The 16461-nt window shown below is 61.2% G+C and carries 19 protein-coding genes, 1 tRNA gene and 1 pseudogene; 12 read left to right on the forward strand and 9 right to left on the reverse strand.

Annotated features, from left to right (window positions below):
• Positions 1-239: hypothetical protein (locus F0M18_RS20060; protein WP_223177973.1), on the reverse strand; the 239-nt coding region annotated here is incomplete at its 3' end.
• 92 nt (positions 240-331) lie between these two features.
• Here F0M18_RS20060 and F0M18_RS11215 point away from each other — a divergent pair.
• The 4 genes from F0M18_RS11215 (at position 332) to trmL (ending at position 4104) form a co-directional block, all read left to right on the forward strand.
• Positions 332-871 (forward strand): DUF4124 domain-containing protein, encoded by a 540-nt coding sequence (locus F0M18_RS11215; RefSeq protein ID WP_149611537.1) that lies wholly within the window; start codon positions 332-334, stop codon positions 869-871.
• Between the two features lie 278 nt (positions 872-1149).
• The gene (gene glnL, locus F0M18_RS11220) at positions 1150-2211 is read left to right on the forward strand and encodes a nitrogen regulation protein NR(II) (protein ID WP_149611538.1); all 1062 of its coding nucleotides are present in this window, start codon (positions 1150-1152) and stop codon (positions 2209-2211) included.
• A complete protein-coding gene (ntrC, locus tag F0M18_RS11225) occupies positions 2204-3607 on the forward strand; it encodes a nitrogen regulation protein NR(I) (RefSeq protein WP_149611539.1) in 1404 nt (467 codons plus the stop codon). Before glnL ends, ntrC begins: the two co-directional genes overlap by 8 nt.
• 32 nt (positions 3608-3639) lie before the next feature.
• Positions 3640-4104: a tRNA (uridine(34)/cytosine(34)/5-carboxymethylaminomethyluridine(34)-2'-O)-methyltransferase TrmL gene (gene trmL / locus F0M18_RS11230; protein ID WP_149611540.1), complete on the forward strand. Its 465-nt coding sequence runs from the start codon at positions 3640-3642 to the stop codon at positions 4102-4104.
• 54 nt (positions 4105-4158) lie between these two features.
• Here the strand turns inward: trmL and secB are convergent, their stop codons facing one another.
• The 3 genes from secB to F0M18_RS11245 are packed head-to-tail and all read right to left on the reverse strand — an operon-like array spanning position 4159 to position 5361.
• Positions 4159-4632, reverse strand: coding sequence for a protein-export chaperone SecB (secB, locus tag F0M18_RS11235; protein ID WP_149611541.1), 474 nt, complete (start codon positions 4630-4632; stop codon positions 4159-4161).
• A gap of 40 nt (positions 4633-4672) precedes the next feature.
• Positions 4673-4936: a glutaredoxin 3 gene (grxC, locus tag F0M18_RS11240; RefSeq protein ID WP_149611542.1), complete on the reverse strand. Its 264-nt coding sequence runs from the start codon at positions 4934-4936 to the stop codon at positions 4673-4675.
• Between the two features lie 5 nt (positions 4937-4941).
• Positions 4942-5361 (reverse strand): rhodanese-like domain-containing protein, encoded by a 420-nt coding sequence (locus tag F0M18_RS11245; protein ID WP_149611543.1) that lies wholly within the window; start codon positions 5359-5361, stop codon positions 4942-4944.
• Between the two features lie 236 nt (positions 5362-5597).
• Between F0M18_RS11245 and gpmI the strand changes: the two genes are divergently transcribed.
• The 4 genes and pseudogenes from gpmI to F0M18_RS20115 all read left to right on the forward strand — a co-directional run.
• Positions 5598-7154 (forward strand): 2,3-bisphosphoglycerate-independent phosphoglycerate mutase, encoded by a 1557-nt coding sequence (gene gpmI / locus F0M18_RS11250; RefSeq protein ID WP_149611544.1) that lies wholly within the window; start codon positions 5598-5600, stop codon positions 7152-7154.
• A 56-nt stretch (positions 7155-7210) separates the two neighbouring features.
• Positions 7211-8323, forward strand: coding sequence for a murein hydrolase activator EnvC family protein (locus tag F0M18_RS11255; protein WP_149611545.1), 1113 nt, complete (start codon positions 7211-7213; stop codon positions 8321-8323).
• Positions 8324-8412: 89 nt separating this feature from the next.
• Entirely contained in the window at positions 8413-9729 is a 1317-nt protein-coding gene (locus tag F0M18_RS11260) for a S41 family peptidase (RefSeq protein ID WP_149611546.1), read from the forward strand.
• A 148-nt stretch (positions 9730-9877) separates the two neighbouring features.
• Positions 9878-10504, forward strand: a pseudogene (locus F0M18_RS20115) (divergent polysaccharide deacetylase family protein); the annotation flags it as partial.
• A 75-nt stretch (positions 10505-10579) separates the two neighbouring features.
• On the opposite strand, the gene hisF reads toward F0M18_RS20115, so the two are convergent.
• The 4 genes from hisF to hisB are packed head-to-tail and all read right to left on the reverse strand — an operon-like array spanning position 10580 to position 13343.
• Complete coding sequence (hisF, locus tag F0M18_RS11270) at positions 10580-11353, reverse strand: imidazole glycerol phosphate synthase subunit HisF (RefSeq protein ID WP_149611548.1); 774 nt, start codon at positions 11351-11353, stop codon at positions 10580-10582.
• 5 nt (positions 11354-11358) lie between these two features.
• Positions 11359-12096: a 1-(5-phosphoribosyl)-5-[(5-phosphoribosylamino)methylideneamino]imidazole-4-carboxamide isomerase gene (gene hisA, locus F0M18_RS11275; protein WP_149611549.1), complete on the reverse strand. Its 738-nt coding sequence runs from the start codon at positions 12094-12096 to the stop codon at positions 11359-11361.
• Positions 12090-12740 (reverse strand): imidazole glycerol phosphate synthase subunit HisH, encoded by a 651-nt coding sequence (gene hisH / locus F0M18_RS11280; protein ID WP_149611550.1) that lies wholly within the window; start codon positions 12738-12740, stop codon positions 12090-12092. Before hisH ends, hisA begins: the two co-directional genes overlap by 7 nt.
• A gap of 9 nt (positions 12741-12749) precedes the next feature.
• Positions 12750-13343, reverse strand: a complete 594-nt coding sequence (gene hisB, locus F0M18_RS11285) for an imidazoleglycerol-phosphate dehydratase HisB (RefSeq protein ID WP_149611551.1) — start codon at positions 13341-13343, stop codon at positions 12750-12752.
• Positions 13344-13500: 157 nt separating this feature from the next.
• Between hisB and mutY the strand changes: the two genes are divergently transcribed.
• From mutY to F0M18_RS11300, 3 genes are all read left to right on the forward strand, one after another.
• Entirely contained in the window at positions 13501-14562 is a 1062-nt protein-coding gene (gene mutY / locus F0M18_RS11290) for an A/G-specific adenine glycosylase (protein WP_149611812.1), read from the forward strand.
• Positions 14563-14566: 4 nt separating this feature from the next.
• Entirely contained in the window at positions 14567-14839 is a 273-nt protein-coding gene (locus F0M18_RS11295; protein WP_149611552.1) for an oxidative damage protection protein, read from the forward strand.
• 96 nt (positions 14840-14935) lie between these two features.
• Positions 14936-15011 (forward strand) — tRNA-Phe (locus tag F0M18_RS11300).
• 346 nt (positions 15012-15357) lie between these two features.
• Here the strand turns inward: F0M18_RS11300 and F0M18_RS11305 are convergent.
• Positions 15358-15831, reverse strand: coding sequence for a hypothetical protein (locus F0M18_RS11305; RefSeq protein WP_149611553.1), 474 nt, complete (start codon positions 15829-15831; stop codon positions 15358-15360).
• 204 nt (positions 15832-16035) lie between these two features.
• Here F0M18_RS11305 and F0M18_RS11310 point away from each other — a divergent pair, with 204 nt between their 5' ends.
• A complete protein-coding gene (locus tag F0M18_RS11310) occupies positions 16036-16461 on the forward strand; it encodes a potassium channel family protein (protein WP_149611554.1) in 426 nt (141 codons plus the stop codon).

Raw genomic sequence — 16461 nt, forward strand, 5'->3', positions numbered from 1 at the left:
GAGGTGGGTGTGCCGAGGTTGCTGGCGGCGATGAGGTAATACACCCCCTGAGAATCAGGTACCGAAAAGAGAAAAGCCCAGCTGAAATCAGCTGGGCTTTTTAGTTCAAGGCCGCTAGAGCGTGTTTTTACACAGTCTCCGTAAGGCGGGCTTTTTTTTGCCTGCGGATTCGGACCCGGGCGGGCAATGTCGAGGCTGTCCGCAGCCTGCTGGCGCTGCCGGGGATAACTACCGGCCATCAAACAAACGTCAAAAAGTACGATTAGCCGGAACTCTCGTCCAGGCTTATTTTCTGATAGGGTAATCCACAGGGATTTGAGGGGAACTGAAAATGGGCAAACTACCACGGACTGCGCTACTGGGCGCGGCGATCATGCTGGCGCTGCCTGCAGCGGCACAGATTTACAAGAGTACTGACGAACAGGGCAACGTGGTTTTCAGTGACAAGCCGCCCGCTAGTGGCGCCAAGGCCGAGACCCTGGACCTGCCGCGAACCAATACCACGCCACCACCGCCGGTGGTGGCACCCCTGCCACGCGACAGTGCAGGGCAGGTCGACGCCGAGGCCGAAGCAGCTCCGATAGCGGTGAACATCACCTCACCCGCCGATGAAACCACCATCCCCATGGGTGCCGGCGGCAACTTCACAGTGACAGCGGACGTCAACGGTGGCTCCGGCGACGGCCAGACACTGCAATTGCTGATGGATGGGATTGCCTACAGTGATCCCCAGCAGTCCGGCAGCTGGAACCTCGAGAACGTATTCCGCGGGGCCCACGACCTTGTCGTCCAGGTCCTGAACCAGGACGGGGAGATCGTGGCCACTTCCGAACCGGTGCGCGTCTACGTGATGCGACCCTCAGTGAACTGACAGCGCCCCCACCTCCGCGCTGGACAAATACCCCGGCATGACGCACCATTATGGTGCGTTACCTTCTCTCGCTTATCACGTGGCCCCGCCTTTGCGGCTGAACAGCCAGGCTGGCTGCCCCAGGCAGGCAAAAAGTAAGCGCTCGCTATCTCTAAAGGGCGCTTGATTGATCCTTCCTGACCAAAAGTAAACGAATTCTTACGCGTTGGCTTCAATTTTGCTTTGGGTACCGGAGATAAACGCCGCAATCTGCCGGAACTGCACAGGTTAACCCTCGCATGCACCAGGATCGGGACATACTCGATAATATCAGCACCGCCATCGTCGCCCTCGATTCCGAGCTGCGCGTGGTCAGCATCAACGTTTCCGGCCAGGACCTGCTGGAGACTTCGGAGCAACGCTGCCTGGGAAGGCCGGCACGCAAACTCGTAGCCAAACCGGAGACGCTGGTGCAGGAACTGAAGCAGGTGCGTGCTACCCGCAGCCCTATAGCGCGGCGCGGCATGCCTCTCACCCTGCTGTCCGGACGCGCTATACACGTTGACCTTATGATCACCCCTGTGAGCAACTCCGAGCACGGGATCAGCGTGCTCATGGAACTGCAGGCTGTGGATCGGCTACTCAAGATCAGCCGCGAGGAGAGCCTTTACAACGCCCAGGAGAGCGCACGCGCGATGATTCGCGGGCTTGCCCACGAGATCAAGAATCCTCTTGGGGGCGTGCGCGGCGCGGCCCAGCTGCTGGCCAGGGAACTGCCCAACGAAGAGCTCAGCGAGTACACCAATATCATTATTCGCGAGGCCGACCGCCTGCGCGATCTGGTAGACAGGATGCTGGGCACCCACCGGGTGCTGGACAGCTCTGACCTGAACATTCACGAAGTGCTGGAGCACGTCCGTGAACTGATTAGCGCAGAAGCCGACAACCAGATTACCCTGGTGCGCGACTACGACCCCAGCATACCGCTGCTGCATGGCGATCGCGGCCAGCTGATACAGGCGGTACTGAATATCTTCCGCAACGCCCTCCAGGCTGCGCCCAGCGCTGCGGAGTGTGAGATCACGCTGCGCAGCCGTGCCCTGCGGCAGTTCACTATCGGCAACACGCGACATCGCCTGGTCTGTCGTGTCGACATCCAGGACAACGGGCCCGGCATTCCCGCAGAAATGCTGACCTCTATCTTTATGCCCATGGTCACGGGCCGGGCCGAGGGTACGGGGCTGGGACTAACGATCGCGCAGTCAATCATCGCTCGCCACGGCGGCATGCTGGAGTGTTCCAGCGAACCCGGCTGCACCTGTTTCACATTCTATTTACCAGTGGATTCAAATCATGCATAAACCGGCAAAAGTCTGGATCGTAGACGACGACAGCTCGATTCGCTGGGTACTGGAGCGCACGCTCAACCAGGCTGGTATTGACAACGACAGCTTCGCCGATGGCGATGAGTTGTTACAGCGCATCGAGATCGATACGCCTGACGTGATCATCAGTGACATTCGCATGCCGGGTACCGACGGCCTGCAGTTACTGGCCCGCATCAGCGAAACGCACCCCCAGTTGCCAGTGATAATCACCACCGCACACTCCGACCTGGACAGCGCGGTGGCCTCCTACCAACAGGGGGCTTTTGAGTACCTTCCCAAGCCCTTTGACCTGGACGAGGTCGTGGCCATCACCGAACGCGCCCTTGCCCAGGCACGGGAGCGCAAGCAGGACCTGCCGGCGCCAGAACAATTGCCGCAAACCGAGATCATTGGCGAAGCACCGGCCATGCAGGAGGTGTTCCGCGCTATCGGACGGCTGGCGCACAGCAACATCACCGTGCTGATTAATGGCGAATCCGGCACCGGGAAGGAGCTGGTAGCCCATGCGCTACATCGCCACAGCCCCCGCGCTGCCAGTCCTTTTATCGCCCTGAATATGGCTGCCATTCCACGAGACCTGATGGAATCCGAGCTGTTCGGCCATGAAAAGGGGGCTTTCACCGGCGCCAACGCGAAGCGACAGGGTCGCTTCGAGCAGGCTGACGGCGGCACCCTGTTCCTGGATGAAATAGGCGACATGCCCGCAGAGACGCAAACGCGCCTGCTGCGGGTGCTGGCCGATGGTGAATTTTACCGGGTCGGCGGCGCGACCCCGGTGCAGGTCGATGTGCGCATCATCGCTGCGACCCACCAGGATCTTGAAGAACTGGTGCGCCAGGGCGATTTCCGCGAGGACCTGTTCCACCGCCTGAACGTCATTCGCATCCACATACCCAAACTCAGTGAAAGACGCGAAGACATACCCCGGCTGATGCAGCATTTTTTCCAGCGTGCTGCGGATGAACTGGGCGGCGAGCCAAAAATCCTGCTGCCGGAGACCGAGGACTTCCTGGCCAACCTGGAGTGGCCCGGCAACGTGCGCCAACTGGAGAACACCTGTCGCTGGATTACCGTGATGGCCTCCGGTCGCGAAGTCCACCTGACCGACCTGCCACCTGAACTGCAGCGCGATAGCGTATCGGGGCCGACCCAGGCCGTTGACGACTGGCGCACACCATTGCAGCGCTGGGCGAGGAGTGAACTGGCCCAGGGCAGGAGCCAGATTCTGGAGCAGGCCGTGCCCGCCTTTGAACGTGTGATGATTGATGCGGCGCTTGAACACTCCAGGGGGCGGAAACGCGACGCGGCCGATTTACTCGGCTGGGGGCGCAACACCCTCACGCGAAAAATGAAAGAGCTGGAGATGTAGCGGGCGCCCGGGCCGCCGGGTACCATGCGGCCATGCTGAAAATCGTCCTGTACCAGCCGGAAATACCACCTAACACCGGCAACATCATGCGCCTGTGTGCCAACACCGGCTGCTCCCTGCACCTGATTGAACCGCTCGGCTTTGACCTGGAAGAAAAGAAACTGCGCCGCGCCGGGCTGGATTACCGCGATTTCGCCTCGGTGCAGCTGTACCCGGACCTTGAGACATTCCAGCGCCAGCACACGGGTTCGCGCCTGCTCGCACTGACCACCCGTGGCGCAACGCCACACAGCGATGTGCATTATCAAACCGGCGACGCTTTGCTGTTTGGCCCGGAAACCCGCGGCCTGCCCCGGGCCGTACTGGAACAGCTGCCGCCCACGGCGCGGCTGCGCATTCCAATGCGCCAGGACAGTCGCAGCCTTAACCTGAGCAACGCCGCCGCGATTGTCACCTACGAGGCGCTGCGCCAGCTGGGCTTTCCCGGGCTGGGCTGAACTGCGGCCACAAAAAAGGGGAGCCGGGCTCCCCTCCTGGTGCGCCCGTCGAGCTTAGTGCTGGGCCGGCTCGCCTTCGCCTGAGGGCTGTGCCTGCGCCTGCGCCAGGGCCTGCTGGTACAGGGCGTCGAAGTTTACCGGTGCCAGCATGATCGCCGGGAAGCCGCCTTTGACACAGAGAGTATCGATGGACTCGCGGGCGTAGGGGAAGAGGATATTGGGCGCCGCGGTGCCGAGCACGCGACGCAGGTCGTCGCCCTCAATACCGGTAATGAGGAAAATACCTGCCTGCTGTACTTCCACGAGAAAAGCGGTTTCATCCTCGACCTTGGCGGTGATGGTAATGGAAAGCACCACCTCGTAGTTGCCGGAATCGTCGATCTTGTCGCTCTTGGTATTCAGGTCCACATTGACAGCGGGCTGCCACTGCTTCTTGAAAATATTCGGCGTCGCCGGCGACTCAAAGGAAATGTCCTTGGTGTAAATGCGTTGCATCGCAAACTGTTGTTGTACCTGTTCGTCGGCCATGATGCCGTCCTCCATTGGTCTTGATTGATTCGGCGTCCGCTCAGGACACCTGTTTGAGTAACTCGTCCAGTTCCCCGGCCTGCTCCAGGCGTGCCAGGTCATCATAGCCGCCCACGTGACGCTCCCCGATCCAGATCTGGGGTACCGTGCGCCGGCCACTTTTCTCCATCATTTCCCGGCGCAGTTCCGGACGCGCATCCACGGCGATATCCCGGTACTCCACGTTCTTGCTGTCCAGCAGGAAGCGCGCACGCATGCAGTAAGGGCAGAAGCGTGTCGAGTACATGATTACCGGTGCGCTCATCGCCATCACCCGTTATTCACGACCGGCAGCTGTAAACTCTTCCACTCCATCATGCCGCCGCGCATGATGTTGACGTTGCCATAACCGTCTGCATTGAGCTTTTTGCCGATAGCACCGGCGGACTGGCCCATTTTGCACACCAGCACAATTGGCTTGTCCCGATAGTTCTCCAGCAACCCGGTGTTATTCATGAGCTTGGTAGTGGGAATGTGCATGGCATCGGCAATATGCCCGGCGCGAAAATCCGCAGTGTCACGCAGATCCACGAATATGCCTTCCTCCGCATTCACCAGGTTAATGGCTTGCTGCGGGCTCAGCGACGTACCGGACTTACGGGTCTCATGCATGAACAGCATAATGACCATAGCAAGCAGTGCCGCTGCCAATAGCCACTGCTGGGCGAGGAATTCGAAAAGTAGCGCCATGATTTTGTCGTTCTCTGGGCGGCCGGGCCACCGGGGTATATTGCGAAGCCACCGGCATTTCTGTGCCGGCGGGTGCTGCCAAAGGGGCGCAAGTATACCGTTTCAGGGGTCTGGCAACCAGCCCCGCAAGGCCGGTCGACAGCGAGTCCGGCCGCGCGCCCGTCCATCCATGCAAGGGCTCGCCAGACAGGGTAAAATGCCCCCCGGCCCTACCCTGGCGGATAACTGGAAACCCTATGAACGACAGCCCGAAACGACCCACCGTATTGATTATTCTTGACGGCTGGGGCCACCGCGAGGAAACCCGCGACAATGCCATTGCCAATGCGTCCACGCCGGTATGGGATCGGCTCTGGCGGGAAGCGCCGCGTACCCTGGTCTCCGGCTCGGGGCTCGATGTCGGCTTGCCCGCCGGCCAGATGGGCAACTCCGAGGTAGGCCACATGAGCCTGGGTTCGGGGCGCGTTATCTACCAGAGCATCACCCGCATCGACCAGGCCATCGCCGACGGCAGCTTCGATCAGAATCCCGCCTACACCGGCGCAATCGACAAGGCCATCGCCGCCGGTGGTGCCGTGCACGTATTCGGGCTGCTTTCACCGGGTGGCGTGCACAGTCACGAAGATCAGATTTTCGCCGCCGTTCGCCTGGCTGCCATGCGCGGGGCCCAGCGCGTCTACCTGCATGCGTTCCTGGATGGCCGCGATACACCGCCGCGCAGCGCCGGGCCTTCGCTGGAAAAGGCAACGCAATTGTTCGCAAGCCTTGAATGCGGCCGCGTGGCCAGCATTTGCGGCCGTTACTTTGCCATGGACCGGGACAACCGCTGGGAGCGCGTCGAACCCGCCTATCGCCTGCTCACCGGCGGCGAGGCCGAGTATCACGCAGAGACTGCCGCTGACGCACTGGCCGCAGCCTACGAGCGCGGGGAGAACGACGAATTCGTGCAGGCCACTGCCATTCATGCACCAGGTGAGGCACCGGCGGTGGTGGCAGATGGCGACACGGTACTGTTCATGAACTTTCGTGCCGACCGCGCCCGGGAAATCACCCGCGCCTTTGTCGACGACGACTTCGATGGCTTTGAACGCGCGGTGCGACCGCAACTGGCCGACTTTGTGACCACCACCGAGTACGCCGCCGACATCGACGCAAACTGCGCATTTCCGCCAGAGGCACTGGTGAATGTGCTTGGGGACTACCTGGCGCAGCACGACATGACACAGTTGCGCATCGCGGAAACCGAGAAATACGCCCATGTCACCTTCTTTTTCAGCGGCGGCCGTGAAGAACTGTTCCCCGGCGAGGACCGGGAGCTGATCCCGTCACCGGACGTTGCCACCTACGACCTGAAACCGGAAATGAGCGCCCCTGAAGTCACTGACAGGCTGGTCGCGGCAATCGGCTCGGGAAAGTACGACCTGATTGTCTGCAATTATGCCAACGGCGACATGGTCGGCCATACCGGCGTGTACAGCGCCGCGATTAAAGCGGTAGAAACCCTTGATGCCTGCCTCGGGCGCGTCGAGGAAGCCGTGCTCGCCGCGGGAGGGCAGGCCCTGGTCACGGCAGACCACGGCAACTGTGAGCAGATGTTGGACTATGACTCAGGGCAGCACCATACCCAGCACACCACCGAACTTGTGCCCCTGGTGTATATCGGTACCGAGCCTCTCAACCTGGACCCGGGCGGCGGCATACTCGCTGATATCGCCCCCACCCTCCTGGGCCTGATGGGCTTGCCGCAACCCGAAGAGATGACCGGCCGCAACCTGGCTGGCAACGCCCCCTGAAACAGCCAGGCCTTTTAACCCGGGCCGCCGCGCTGGCACTGGCCCTGGCACTGCCCGTGGCAGGTCTCGCGCCGCTGCCCGCACAGGCGCAGTCCGACGAGGAAAAAGCGCGCGCCGAACTGGCCGAGCTGAAGGCGGACATCGCGCGTATCAACCGGGAAATCACCACTGCCAGCAAGCGCCGCGACTCACTGCAGGCCCAGTTGCGACAGGCAGAAGTAGAGACCGCGCGTATTGCCCGGGATATCGACCGCGCCCGCAAGGCCAGCACCAACCAACGCGTCGAACTCAAGAAGCTTGAGTCGGAGCGCGCCCGCCTCGAGTCGGAACGCGACGAACAGCAGGCCCGTATCGCGGTGGAACTGCGCACCGCCTGGCAAATGGGCCAGCAGGGCCAACTCCGGGTGCTGCTGAACCAGGAAAGCCCCGATACCGTGGCCAGGGTCATGGCGTACTACCGGTATTTCTTTCGCGCCCGCAACGAGATGCTCGCTGAATTTCGCGAGACCCTGGACAAACTGGCACGGAACCAGGAGCGTATCGCTGTAACCCTGCGTGAACTGGAGGAGCGGGAACAGTCCCTGGCTGCCAAGCAGCAGAAGCTGGTCACAGCGCAGCGCCAGCGGCAACTGGCGGTGGCCCGGCTCAGTGAGAGCATCAAGGGCAAGGATGCCGAGTTGAAGAAACTGCAGGCAGACCAGAAAGAGCTGCAGGAACTCCTCGATGCAATCCGGGAAGCGGTGGTGAACCTGCAGGTCCCGGATAACGTGCAGCCGTTCAAGGCGGCCCGGGGAGATATGCCCTGGCCCGTGCCGGGGCGTGCCAGCGCCCGCTTCGGCAATCCGCGCAACCAGGGCAAGATGCGCTGGCAGGGCGTGACCATACCCGCTGCTGCGGGCACACCGGTCAAGGCGATACACCATGGACGGGTAGTCTATGCCGACTGGTTGCGCGGCATGGGCCTGCTACTGATCATCGATCACGGTGAGGGCTACATGAGCCTGTACGCACACAACGAGAGCCTGGTGCGCGAAGTAGGCGAATGGGTCACAGCCGGCACCCAGATTGCCACCGTGGGCGATACCGGTGGCCAGACTCGCCCGGCGCTCTACTTCGAGGTGCGGGAAAAAGGCAAACCCGTGAACCCGGCAAAATGGTGCCGCCGCTAGGGCCCGGCGGGTTTGACCACCGCCACGCGCTTTGCGTTACACTTGCAGAATGATGATTTCGCACTGTTCCTGACCAGTTGGCCGCACCCATGCCTCGTTTCCCTATGACCCGATTACTGGCTCCCCTCGCAGCGGCGGCATACCTTGCCCTGCCGGCGCAGGCCGCCCTTGAAGAGCAGGGTCAGTTGCCCCTGGACGAACTGCGGACTTTTGCCGACGTCTACAACCAGATACGCGCTGGCTACGTTGAGGACATCGACGACAGCACCCTGCTGGAATACGCCATCCAGGGCATGCTGATGGGACTGGACCCGCATTCGGTCTACCTCACCAAGGATGCGTTTGAAGGCCTGCAGGAGGTGACCAGCGGGGAGTTCAGCGGCCTGGGGCTGGAAGTGGGCATGGAAGACGGCTACGTCAAAATCATTGCGCCGATAGACGGCTCACCGGCAGCCCGGGCTGGACTGCAGAGCGGTGACGTCATCCTCAAACTGGGCAGCGCCCCGGTAAAGGGCATGAGCCTGAACGAAGCCATCGACAAGATGCGCGGCCCGGTCGGCAGTGAAATACAGCTTACCGTAGGGCGCCCCGGGGAAAGCCAGCCCTTCGAGGTGACGCTGACACGGGACGTGATAAAGGTCGCCAGTGTGCGCCAGCGCTGGCTGGAACCCGGCTACGGCTACATCCGTATCGCCCAGTTCCAGAGCGCCACGGGTGAAGACGTCACCGGTGCGCTGGACGAACTCATGCGGGAACAACCCCTGAAGGGCCTGGTGCTGGACCTGCGCAACAACCCGGGAGGTGTGCTGCGTTCGAGCGTTGACGTGGCCAGCCTGTTCATGGACGGCGGCCAGGTGGTCTACACCGAGGGTCGACTGCCCAATTCCGATATGGAGTTCGAGGCCGAGCCGGATGACGCCACAGCGGGAACACCCCTGGTAGTGCTGATCAACTCGGGATCCGCCAGCGCGTCGGAGATTGTTGCCGGTGCCCTGCAGGACCACGGGCGCGCCGTCATCATGGGCACACGCAGTTTTGGTAAGGGTTCGGTGCAGACCGTGCTGCCCATTTCGGAATCGCGCGCGGTCAAACTCACCACAGCGCTGTATTTCACCCCGAAAGGTCGCTCCATCCAGGCGGAGGGAATCGAGCCCGATATAGAAGTGGAACGCGCGCGCGTAACCGCTTACGATAACCGGCGTGGCGTGACCGAGGCCGATCTTTCGGGGCACCTGGACAACGTCAATGGCGACAGCGCCAGAAAAGAAAAGAAACCCGCCAGCAGCTTGCTGAGCAGGGACAACCAACTGTACGAGGCCCTGACCTTGCTCAAGGGCCTGAACGTACTGGGGATGCGTGATAAAAAGACCAATACAACCGGGGCACAGGCTCAGGGCGACTCCTGAGCGCGGGCAAAGCCGTTATCTGTCGGGCCTGCTGGCCTGGCTTCTGTTACTGACCCTGCCCGGCGGGGCCAGTGCAGCAAATCACTGGACGCAGTCCTGCGAGCAGTCACCCCCTGCGAGTCTCGCCGCGCCGGAGCCACGCGGCACCGTGGTACTGATCATCGACGACCTCGGTCATCGCCACAGTGTCGGCATGGATATGGTGCAACTGCCGGGCAAAGTGAACCTGGCAGTGCTACCCCACACCCCCTACGCAGAACGACTGGCGCAGGCAGGTCACGAGGCCGGCAAGGAAATCATGCTGCACGCGCCCATGAGCAACTCTGGCGGCATGCCGCTGGGCCGCGGTGGCCTGACGCCGGAACTCTCCAGGGAAAGTTTTGATAACGTCCTGGAGGGCAACATCAACGCCATTCCTCACGTGCGTGGCATCAATAATCACATGGGCAGCGAGCTGACCACCATGCCCACCCAGATGGCCTGGGTCATGGAAACCCTGCTGCGCCGGGACCTGTACTTCGTTGACTCGCGCACCAGCCCGTCCACGGTGGCAGGCAAGACGGCAGCAAGCTTTGCGGTGCCACACCTGTCGCGCTCGGTGTTCCTGGATAACGAAGCCACCGCGGTGGCAATCGACAGGCAATTCCGGCAACTGGTGAGGCGCGCCGAGAAAAAAGGCCTTGCTGTCGGTATCGGTCACCCCTACCCGGAAACCGCACGCTACCTACAGCAGGCGCTGCCCGCGTTGCGATGCCGCGGTGTGCGGCTGGCACTGGTGTCAGAGGTGTTGCGCGAATCGGGCAGCCTGCCGGATACCGCTTCCCCGCCCATGGATGATTACAGCCCGGCCTCAGAGCCGGACTTCGATGCCGCGTTCAGCCATATAGGCCTTGGCCTCGGGAACAGTGTATTCCCCGAAGTGAAAAATACTCGCGGCGAGCACCGCGTCGGCACCGCCCAGGGTGATACCTTCTACCAGATGCTGCAGGTTACCCACTCCCCCTGAGGCAATCACCGGTATCTCTACCGCATCGGTGATGGCGCGCGTCACCCCCAGTTCAAAACCGTCGCGGGTGCCATCGCGGTCCATACTGGTCAACAAAACTTCCCCCGCACCCAACTCCGCCATCTTGCGCGCCCACGCCACCGCGTCGATGCCTGTGGGCTTGCGACCACCATGGGTGAATATTTCGTAACGGGGTGCACCGTCTACATCGTCCACGCGCTTGGCGTCGATGGCGACAACGATGCACTGGGAACCAAAGCGCTCTGCGGACTGGCGCACCAACTCCGGGTTATGGATCGCTGCGGTATTGATGCTGACCTTGTCGGCACCGGCGTTGAGCATGGTGCGAATATCCTCGACCGTGCGAATACCGCCACCTACCGTGAGCGGGATGAAGACGTTCTCTGCGATCTGTTCTACCGTATGCACCGTAGTCTCGCGGCCCTCGTGGCTCGCGGTGATATCGAGAAAGGTGATCTCGTCGGCACCCTGCTCGTTGTAGCGGATGGCAATTTCCACCGGGTCGCCGGCATCGCGGATATCCACGAAGTTGACGCCCTTGACCACGCGTCCGTTCTCGACGTCAAGACAGGGAATAATGCGTTTGGCCAGTCCCATGCGGTTTACGCTTGCGCTGCGTCGCAAAGACGCTGGGCCTCGGCAACATCGAGCGTACCCTCATAGATGGCGCGGCCGGTAATCGCGCCGCATATGCCCTCGTGGGCAACAGCATTGAGTGCGCGAATATCCTCGATGTCCGTGATACCGCCAGAAGCAATGACGGGAATGGAGGAGGCCCTGGCCATGGCGACCGTGGCGGCGACGTTGACGCCCTGCATCATGCCGTCGCGGGCAATATCGGTGTAGACGATGGCGGCAACCCCGTCTGACTCGAAACGTTTGGCGAGATCCGTTGCCTGCAGGGTTGAGACCTCTGCCCAACCGTCAGTGGCGACGAGACCGTCTTTCGCATCGAGGCCGACGATCACCTTGCCCGGGAAAGCGCGGCAGGCCTCGGCCACGAATTCCGGCTCTTTTACCGCCTTGGTGCCAATGATGACAAAGCCCACGCCTGCACGCACATAGTGTTCAATGGTTTCCAGGCTGCGAATACCGCCGCCAATCTGGATCGGCAGTTCAGGGTAGGCTGCAGCAATGGCCGTAACCACGCCGCCGTTGACCGGCTCGCCGGCGAAGGCGCCGTTAAGATCCACCAGGTGCAGGCGTCGGCAACCCGCCTCCACCCAACGGCTTGCCACGGCGACCGGGTCGTCGGAAAACACAGTACTGTCATCCATCAGGCCCTGGCGCAGGCGCACGCACTCGCCGTCCTTCAGATCAATAGCGGGGATTATCAGCATTGGCCGTTCCATCCTAGAAAGTTTTTCAGTAGCTGCAGGCCCGCGGTGTGGCTCTTTTCGGGGTGAAACTGGGTCGCGAAGAGATTGTCGCGCGCCAGCGCGGCATCGGCCCGGACCCCGTAGTCCAGGGCCCCGGCAACCAGGTCACGGTCTTGCGCATCCACGTAATAGCTGTGTACAAAATAAAAACGGGTGCCGTCGTCGATGCCGTGCCAGAGCGGGTGGTCGCGCACCTGGCGCACCTGGTTCCAGCCCATGTGCGGTACTTTCAGACGATTGCCATCACCGTCAGTGAGCGGGTTGCCAAAGAAACGCACCTCGCCGGGAATCAGGTTCAGGCAATCCACGCCGCCATTTTCCTGTGAATGCGTCATCAGTGCCTGCATGCCAACACAAATGGCCAGTACCGGCTTGTGCTGTTCCACCAGCGCGTCGGCGAGCAACTGGTCGCAGCCCAGGCGACGGATTTCCGCCATACAATCGCGCATGGCGCCGACGCCGGGAAACACCACGCGATCGGCTGCGCGAATCTGTGCCGCGTCATGCGTCACCAGCACTTTATCGGCACCGGCGTGCTCCAGCGCACTGGCAACAGAATGCAAATTGCCCATACCGTAATCGATTACGGCAACCACGCTAGTCATATTCGCTTCCTAGAGCACGCCCTTGGTGGAGGGTGTCACCCCCGCCATGCGTGGATCCTCGCTGAGTGCCATACGCATGGCGCGACCAAATGCCTTGAACACGGTTTCGGCCTGGTGATGGGTATTGTCGCCGCGCAGGTTGTCTACATGCAGCGTGACCTGGGCATGGTTAACGAAGCCCTGGAAGAACTCCATGAACAGGTCCACATCGAAGCCGCCGACAGCCGCACGGGTAAACTCCACGTTGAAGGTCAGGCCCGGTCGGCCGGAGAAGTCGATCACCACGCGAGACAGCGCTTCATCCAGCGGACAATAGGCATGGCCATAGCGCATGATGCCTTTTTTGTCGCCGACCGCCTTGTGGAAGGCCTGCCCGAGAGTGATGCCGATGTCTTCAACGGTATGGTGGTCGTCAATGTGCAGGTCACCCGTGGCCTTGATATCCAGGTCGATCAGGCCATGACGCGCGATCTGGTCCAGCATGTGCTCCAGAAACGGTATGCCGGTATCCAGGCTCGCCGCACCGGTGCCGTCGAGGTTCACCGCGGCGGTGATCTGGGTCTCCAGCGTATTGCGTTCAACTGTGGCCTTGCGCTCAGCCATGGGGTAACTCCATGCTTGCGGGGTCTGCCCCCGGAAAAGGCGCACATTATAAGTGAAGGTCAGGCTGAATTCACTGGCAGAATTGCGCCCCGGCTATTACCCTGTGGGCTCGTTTTTCCCACGCCGGCTTCACTTCCAGGTTCACTGCACCGCGATAATGACGACAGACTTTGCCAGCAGAATCCTTGACTGGTTCGACCATCACGGGCGCCATGACTTGCCCTGGCAACAGGACACTTCGCCCTACCGTGTATGGGTTTCGGAAATCATGCTGCAGCAAACGCAGGTGAAGACCGTCATCCCCTACTACCAGCGCTTCCTCAACGCCTTCCCCACGGTACATGAACTGGCGGCGGCGACCGAGGACGAGGTACTGCATCTGTGGACGGGGCTCGGCTACTACGCCAGGGCGCGCAACCTGCACAAGGCGGCAAAATACGTCAGTGAGCAGCTGTCCGGGGTGTTTCCCGACTCCTTGGAGGCACTGCAGGAGCTGCCCGGCGTCGGGCGCTCCACCGCAGGCGCTATCCTCAGCATCGCCCACGGCCAGCGCGCCAGCATTCTCGACGGCAACGTCAAACGGGTGCTGGCACGCTTCCACGCCGTGGAGGGATGGCCCGGCCAGCGCGCGGTACACGACCGGCTCTGGGACATCGCCGAACAGTACACACCGGCACATCGCTGTGCAGACTACACCCAGGCGATGATGGATCTCGGTGCGACGTTGTGCACACGCGCCGCCCCGCGCTGTGAAGACTGCCCGCTACAGGCCGATTGCGCAGCCCGGTCCAGCGGAACCCAACGCGACTTCCCTGGCAGGAAACCACGCAAAACCCTGCCGGTTAAGGAAACACGCTTGCTGATGATTCGCGACGCTCGCGGCGATCTACTGCTGGAAAAGCGGCCTGCTTCAGGCATCTGGGGCGGCCTCTGGTGCTTTCCCGAAGCCGCCAGCCTGGCCCCGGAAACCGCCTGCCTTGATCTCACCGGCCATGCCCCCGCGAAAGTTGAGCCATGGCCGGGATTTCGCCACACCTTCAGCCACTATCATCTTGATATCGAACCCCTGCTGGTGGAGTTCGCTGGCGAAACAGGCCTGGTGATGGATGCCGACCGGCAGCTCTGGTATAACTTGCGCCAACCGCCACAAATAGGCCTGGCAGCCCCGGTAGTGGGCCTGCTGGCGCAACTGGCCCGACACGGGCAGGCAAAGGAGTAACACCATGCCACGAACTGTTTTCTGCAAGAAGTACGAACAAGAACTGGAAGGGCTCGACGCACCACCCTACCCGGGGCCCAAGGGACAGGAGATATTCGACAACGTGTCGAAGCAGGCCTGGGAAGAATGGCAGGCACACCAGACCATGCTGATCAATGAAAAGCACCTCTCCCTCGCGGATCCCGAGTCCCGGAAATACCTGCAGCAGGAAATGGACAAATTCCTTGCCGGCGAGGAGTACGACAAAGCCGAGGGCTACGTCCCACCGAGCAGTTGACTGGCCGCAATCCAGCATGGCCACACCCTTGACTAGCGAGTGGCATACGGGTTTAATACGCGCCTTTCGCGGCCTGCAACAGCGACCCGAAAATCCGCCCGGATAGCTCAGTTGGTAGAGCAGGGGATTGAAAATCCCCGTGTCGGCAGTTCGATTCTGTCTCCGGGCACCAAAATATGAAAAGCCTCGTCAGCAATGACGGGGCTTTTTTGTAAATGCCGCCACCGTGTGTCGGCACCGGGGCGCCGGCCGCCGGAACGCCCGCCGGATCTATTCTGTCTCCGGGCACCATAAAACCCAGAAAGCCTCGCCAGTAACGGCGGGGCTTTTTTGCTTGTGTCCTAAGCGTATTTCACGTGATAGCGATGCCCGCCGACAATCAGCCTGCTCACTGGCATCGCCCCGGCGGGTGTCCGCCCCTCGAAAAATCGGGGACAGATTGTTCTGTGTCTTGAGCAAATGAGAGACAAAAAAAAGGCCCTCAACAGAGGGCCCTTGCATGGGTCTGGAACCGGGTGTCAGCCCTGGCCCATGGCGTCCTTGGCTTCGTCAGCTGCATCGGAAGCGGCATCAGCTGCATCGTCGGCTGCATCCTGCACTGCGTCGCCAGCATCATCGGCCATGTCGCCTGCTTCGTCTGCCATGTCTTTCGCGGAGTCCATGGCGTCATCTGCCATATCGCTCGCCGCATCTACTGCGTCGTCCACTGCGTCACCAGTCGCGTCTGCAGCATCCGAAATCGCGTCGCCAGTAGCATCTGCCGCGTCACCAATGGCCTCTCCGGCATCTGCCATGGTTTCCTTGGTGGCTTCTGCAGCATCACTTGCCATCTCGCCAGCCTTGTCCATTGCTTCGCCGGTCTTGTCAGCAACACTTTCAGCGGTTTCCTGTACCGAAGTCTTCGCTGCTTCTACATCTTCCTTGCTACACGCTGCCAGTGACAGCGCCAGTACCGCCGCGAACGCCGCGGCAAACAGTTTCTGGATATTCATACAACCCCCTACGCAAATCCGTCTATGTTAGTTGTTACTACCCGCCTACCCAATGGGACGGCTGACTACAGAGTATACACGGCCCATGGCGAAGTAAAGCGCGTCACCCGGTCGCTCCCCGGTGAATGGTGTACCCCGGGCGCTACTTTCATGTAGTAAATAAATGTACAGTTGCACCTACCGGAAGCAAAACGGAGCCGGACATTGCTGACCGTATTTCTCGTCAACATCGTCGTCATCGGCGCGGTGGTGATGATTCACTACGAGTTTCTATACCGTTTTACCCTGTTCATGCCACGGCTCAAGGTACGCAACCGCTTTCGTATCGTACTTGGCATCTTCGCGGCACTCACCGCGCATGCGGTGGAGGTGTGGATCTTTGGCTTCCTGTATTACTGGATGCACCATCAACCAGGCTGGGGCTATTTCGAGGGCAACTTCAGTGGCAGCGTCTGGGATTGTATCTACTTCTCTTTCACGACCTTCACCACGCTGGGCTTCGGGGATATCGAACCCATTGGCAACCTGCGTTACCTCACCGGGCTGGAGGCGCTGACCGGGCTGGTCCTGATCACCTGGAGCGCGTCCTTCCTGTATCTGGAAATGACACGCTACTGGGGCCGGGACTGA

The organism is Pseudohalioglobus sediminis, from assembly GCF_008370495.1.
Classification (GTDB): domain Bacteria; phylum Pseudomonadota; class Gammaproteobacteria; order Pseudomonadales; family Halieaceae; genus Halioglobus.

What these genes read in the sequence shown, in the direction of transcription:
- F0M18_RS11215 (WP_149611537.1), top strand. Translation starts at nt 332, where the DNA reads ATGGGCAAACTACCACGGACTGCGCTACTGGGCGCGGCGATCATGCTG.
- glnL (WP_149611538.1), top strand. Translation starts at nt 1,150, where the DNA reads ATGCACCAGGATCGGGACATACTCGATAATATCAGCACCGCCATCGTC.
- ntrC (WP_149611539.1), top strand. Translation starts at nt 2,204, where the DNA reads ATGCATAAACCGGCAAAAGTCTGGATCGTAGACGACGACAGCTCGATT.
- trmL (WP_149611540.1), top strand. Translation starts at nt 3,640, where the DNA reads ATGCTGAAAATCGTCCTGTACCAGCCGGAAATACCACCTAACACCGGC.
- secB (WP_149611541.1), bottom strand. Translation starts at nt 4,632, where the DNA reads ATGGCCGACGAACAGGTACAACAACAGTTTGCGATGCAACGCATTTAC.
- grxC (WP_149611542.1), bottom strand. Translation starts at nt 4,936, where the DNA reads ATGAGCGCACCGGTAATCATGTACTCGACACGCTTCTGCCCTTACTGC.
- F0M18_RS11245 (WP_149611543.1), bottom strand. Translation starts at nt 5,361, where the DNA reads ATGGCGCTACTTTTCGAATTCCTCGCCCAGCAGTGGCTATTGGCAGCG.
- gpmI (WP_149611544.1), top strand. Translation starts at nt 5,598, where the DNA reads ATGAACGACAGCCCGAAACGACCCACCGTATTGATTATTCTTGACGGC.
- F0M18_RS11260 (WP_149611546.1), top strand. Translation starts at nt 8,413, where the DNA reads ATGCCTCGTTTCCCTATGACCCGATTACTGGCTCCCCTCGCAGCGGCG.
- hisF (WP_149611548.1), bottom strand. Translation starts at nt 11,353, where the DNA reads ATGGGACTGGCCAAACGCATTATTCCCTGTCTTGACGTCGAGAACGGA.
- hisA (WP_149611549.1), bottom strand. Translation starts at nt 12,096, where the DNA reads ATGCTGATAATCCCCGCTATTGATCTGAAGGACGGCGAGTGCGTGCGC.
- hisH (WP_149611550.1), bottom strand. Translation starts at nt 12,740, where the DNA reads ATGACTAGCGTGGTTGCCGTAATCGATTACGGTATGGGCAATTTGCAT.
- hisB (WP_149611551.1), bottom strand. Translation starts at nt 13,343, where the DNA reads ATGGCTGAGCGCAAGGCCACAGTTGAACGCAATACGCTGGAGACCCAG.
- mutY (WP_149611812.1), top strand. Translation starts at nt 13,501, where the DNA reads ATGACGACAGACTTTGCCAGCAGAATCCTTGACTGGTTCGACCATCAC.
- F0M18_RS11295 (WP_149611552.1), top strand. Translation starts at nt 14,567, where the DNA reads ATGCCACGAACTGTTTTCTGCAAGAAGTACGAACAAGAACTGGAAGGG.
- F0M18_RS11305 (WP_149611553.1), bottom strand. Translation starts at nt 15,831, where the DNA reads ATGAATATCCAGAAACTGTTTGCCGCGGCGTTCGCGGCGGTACTGGCG.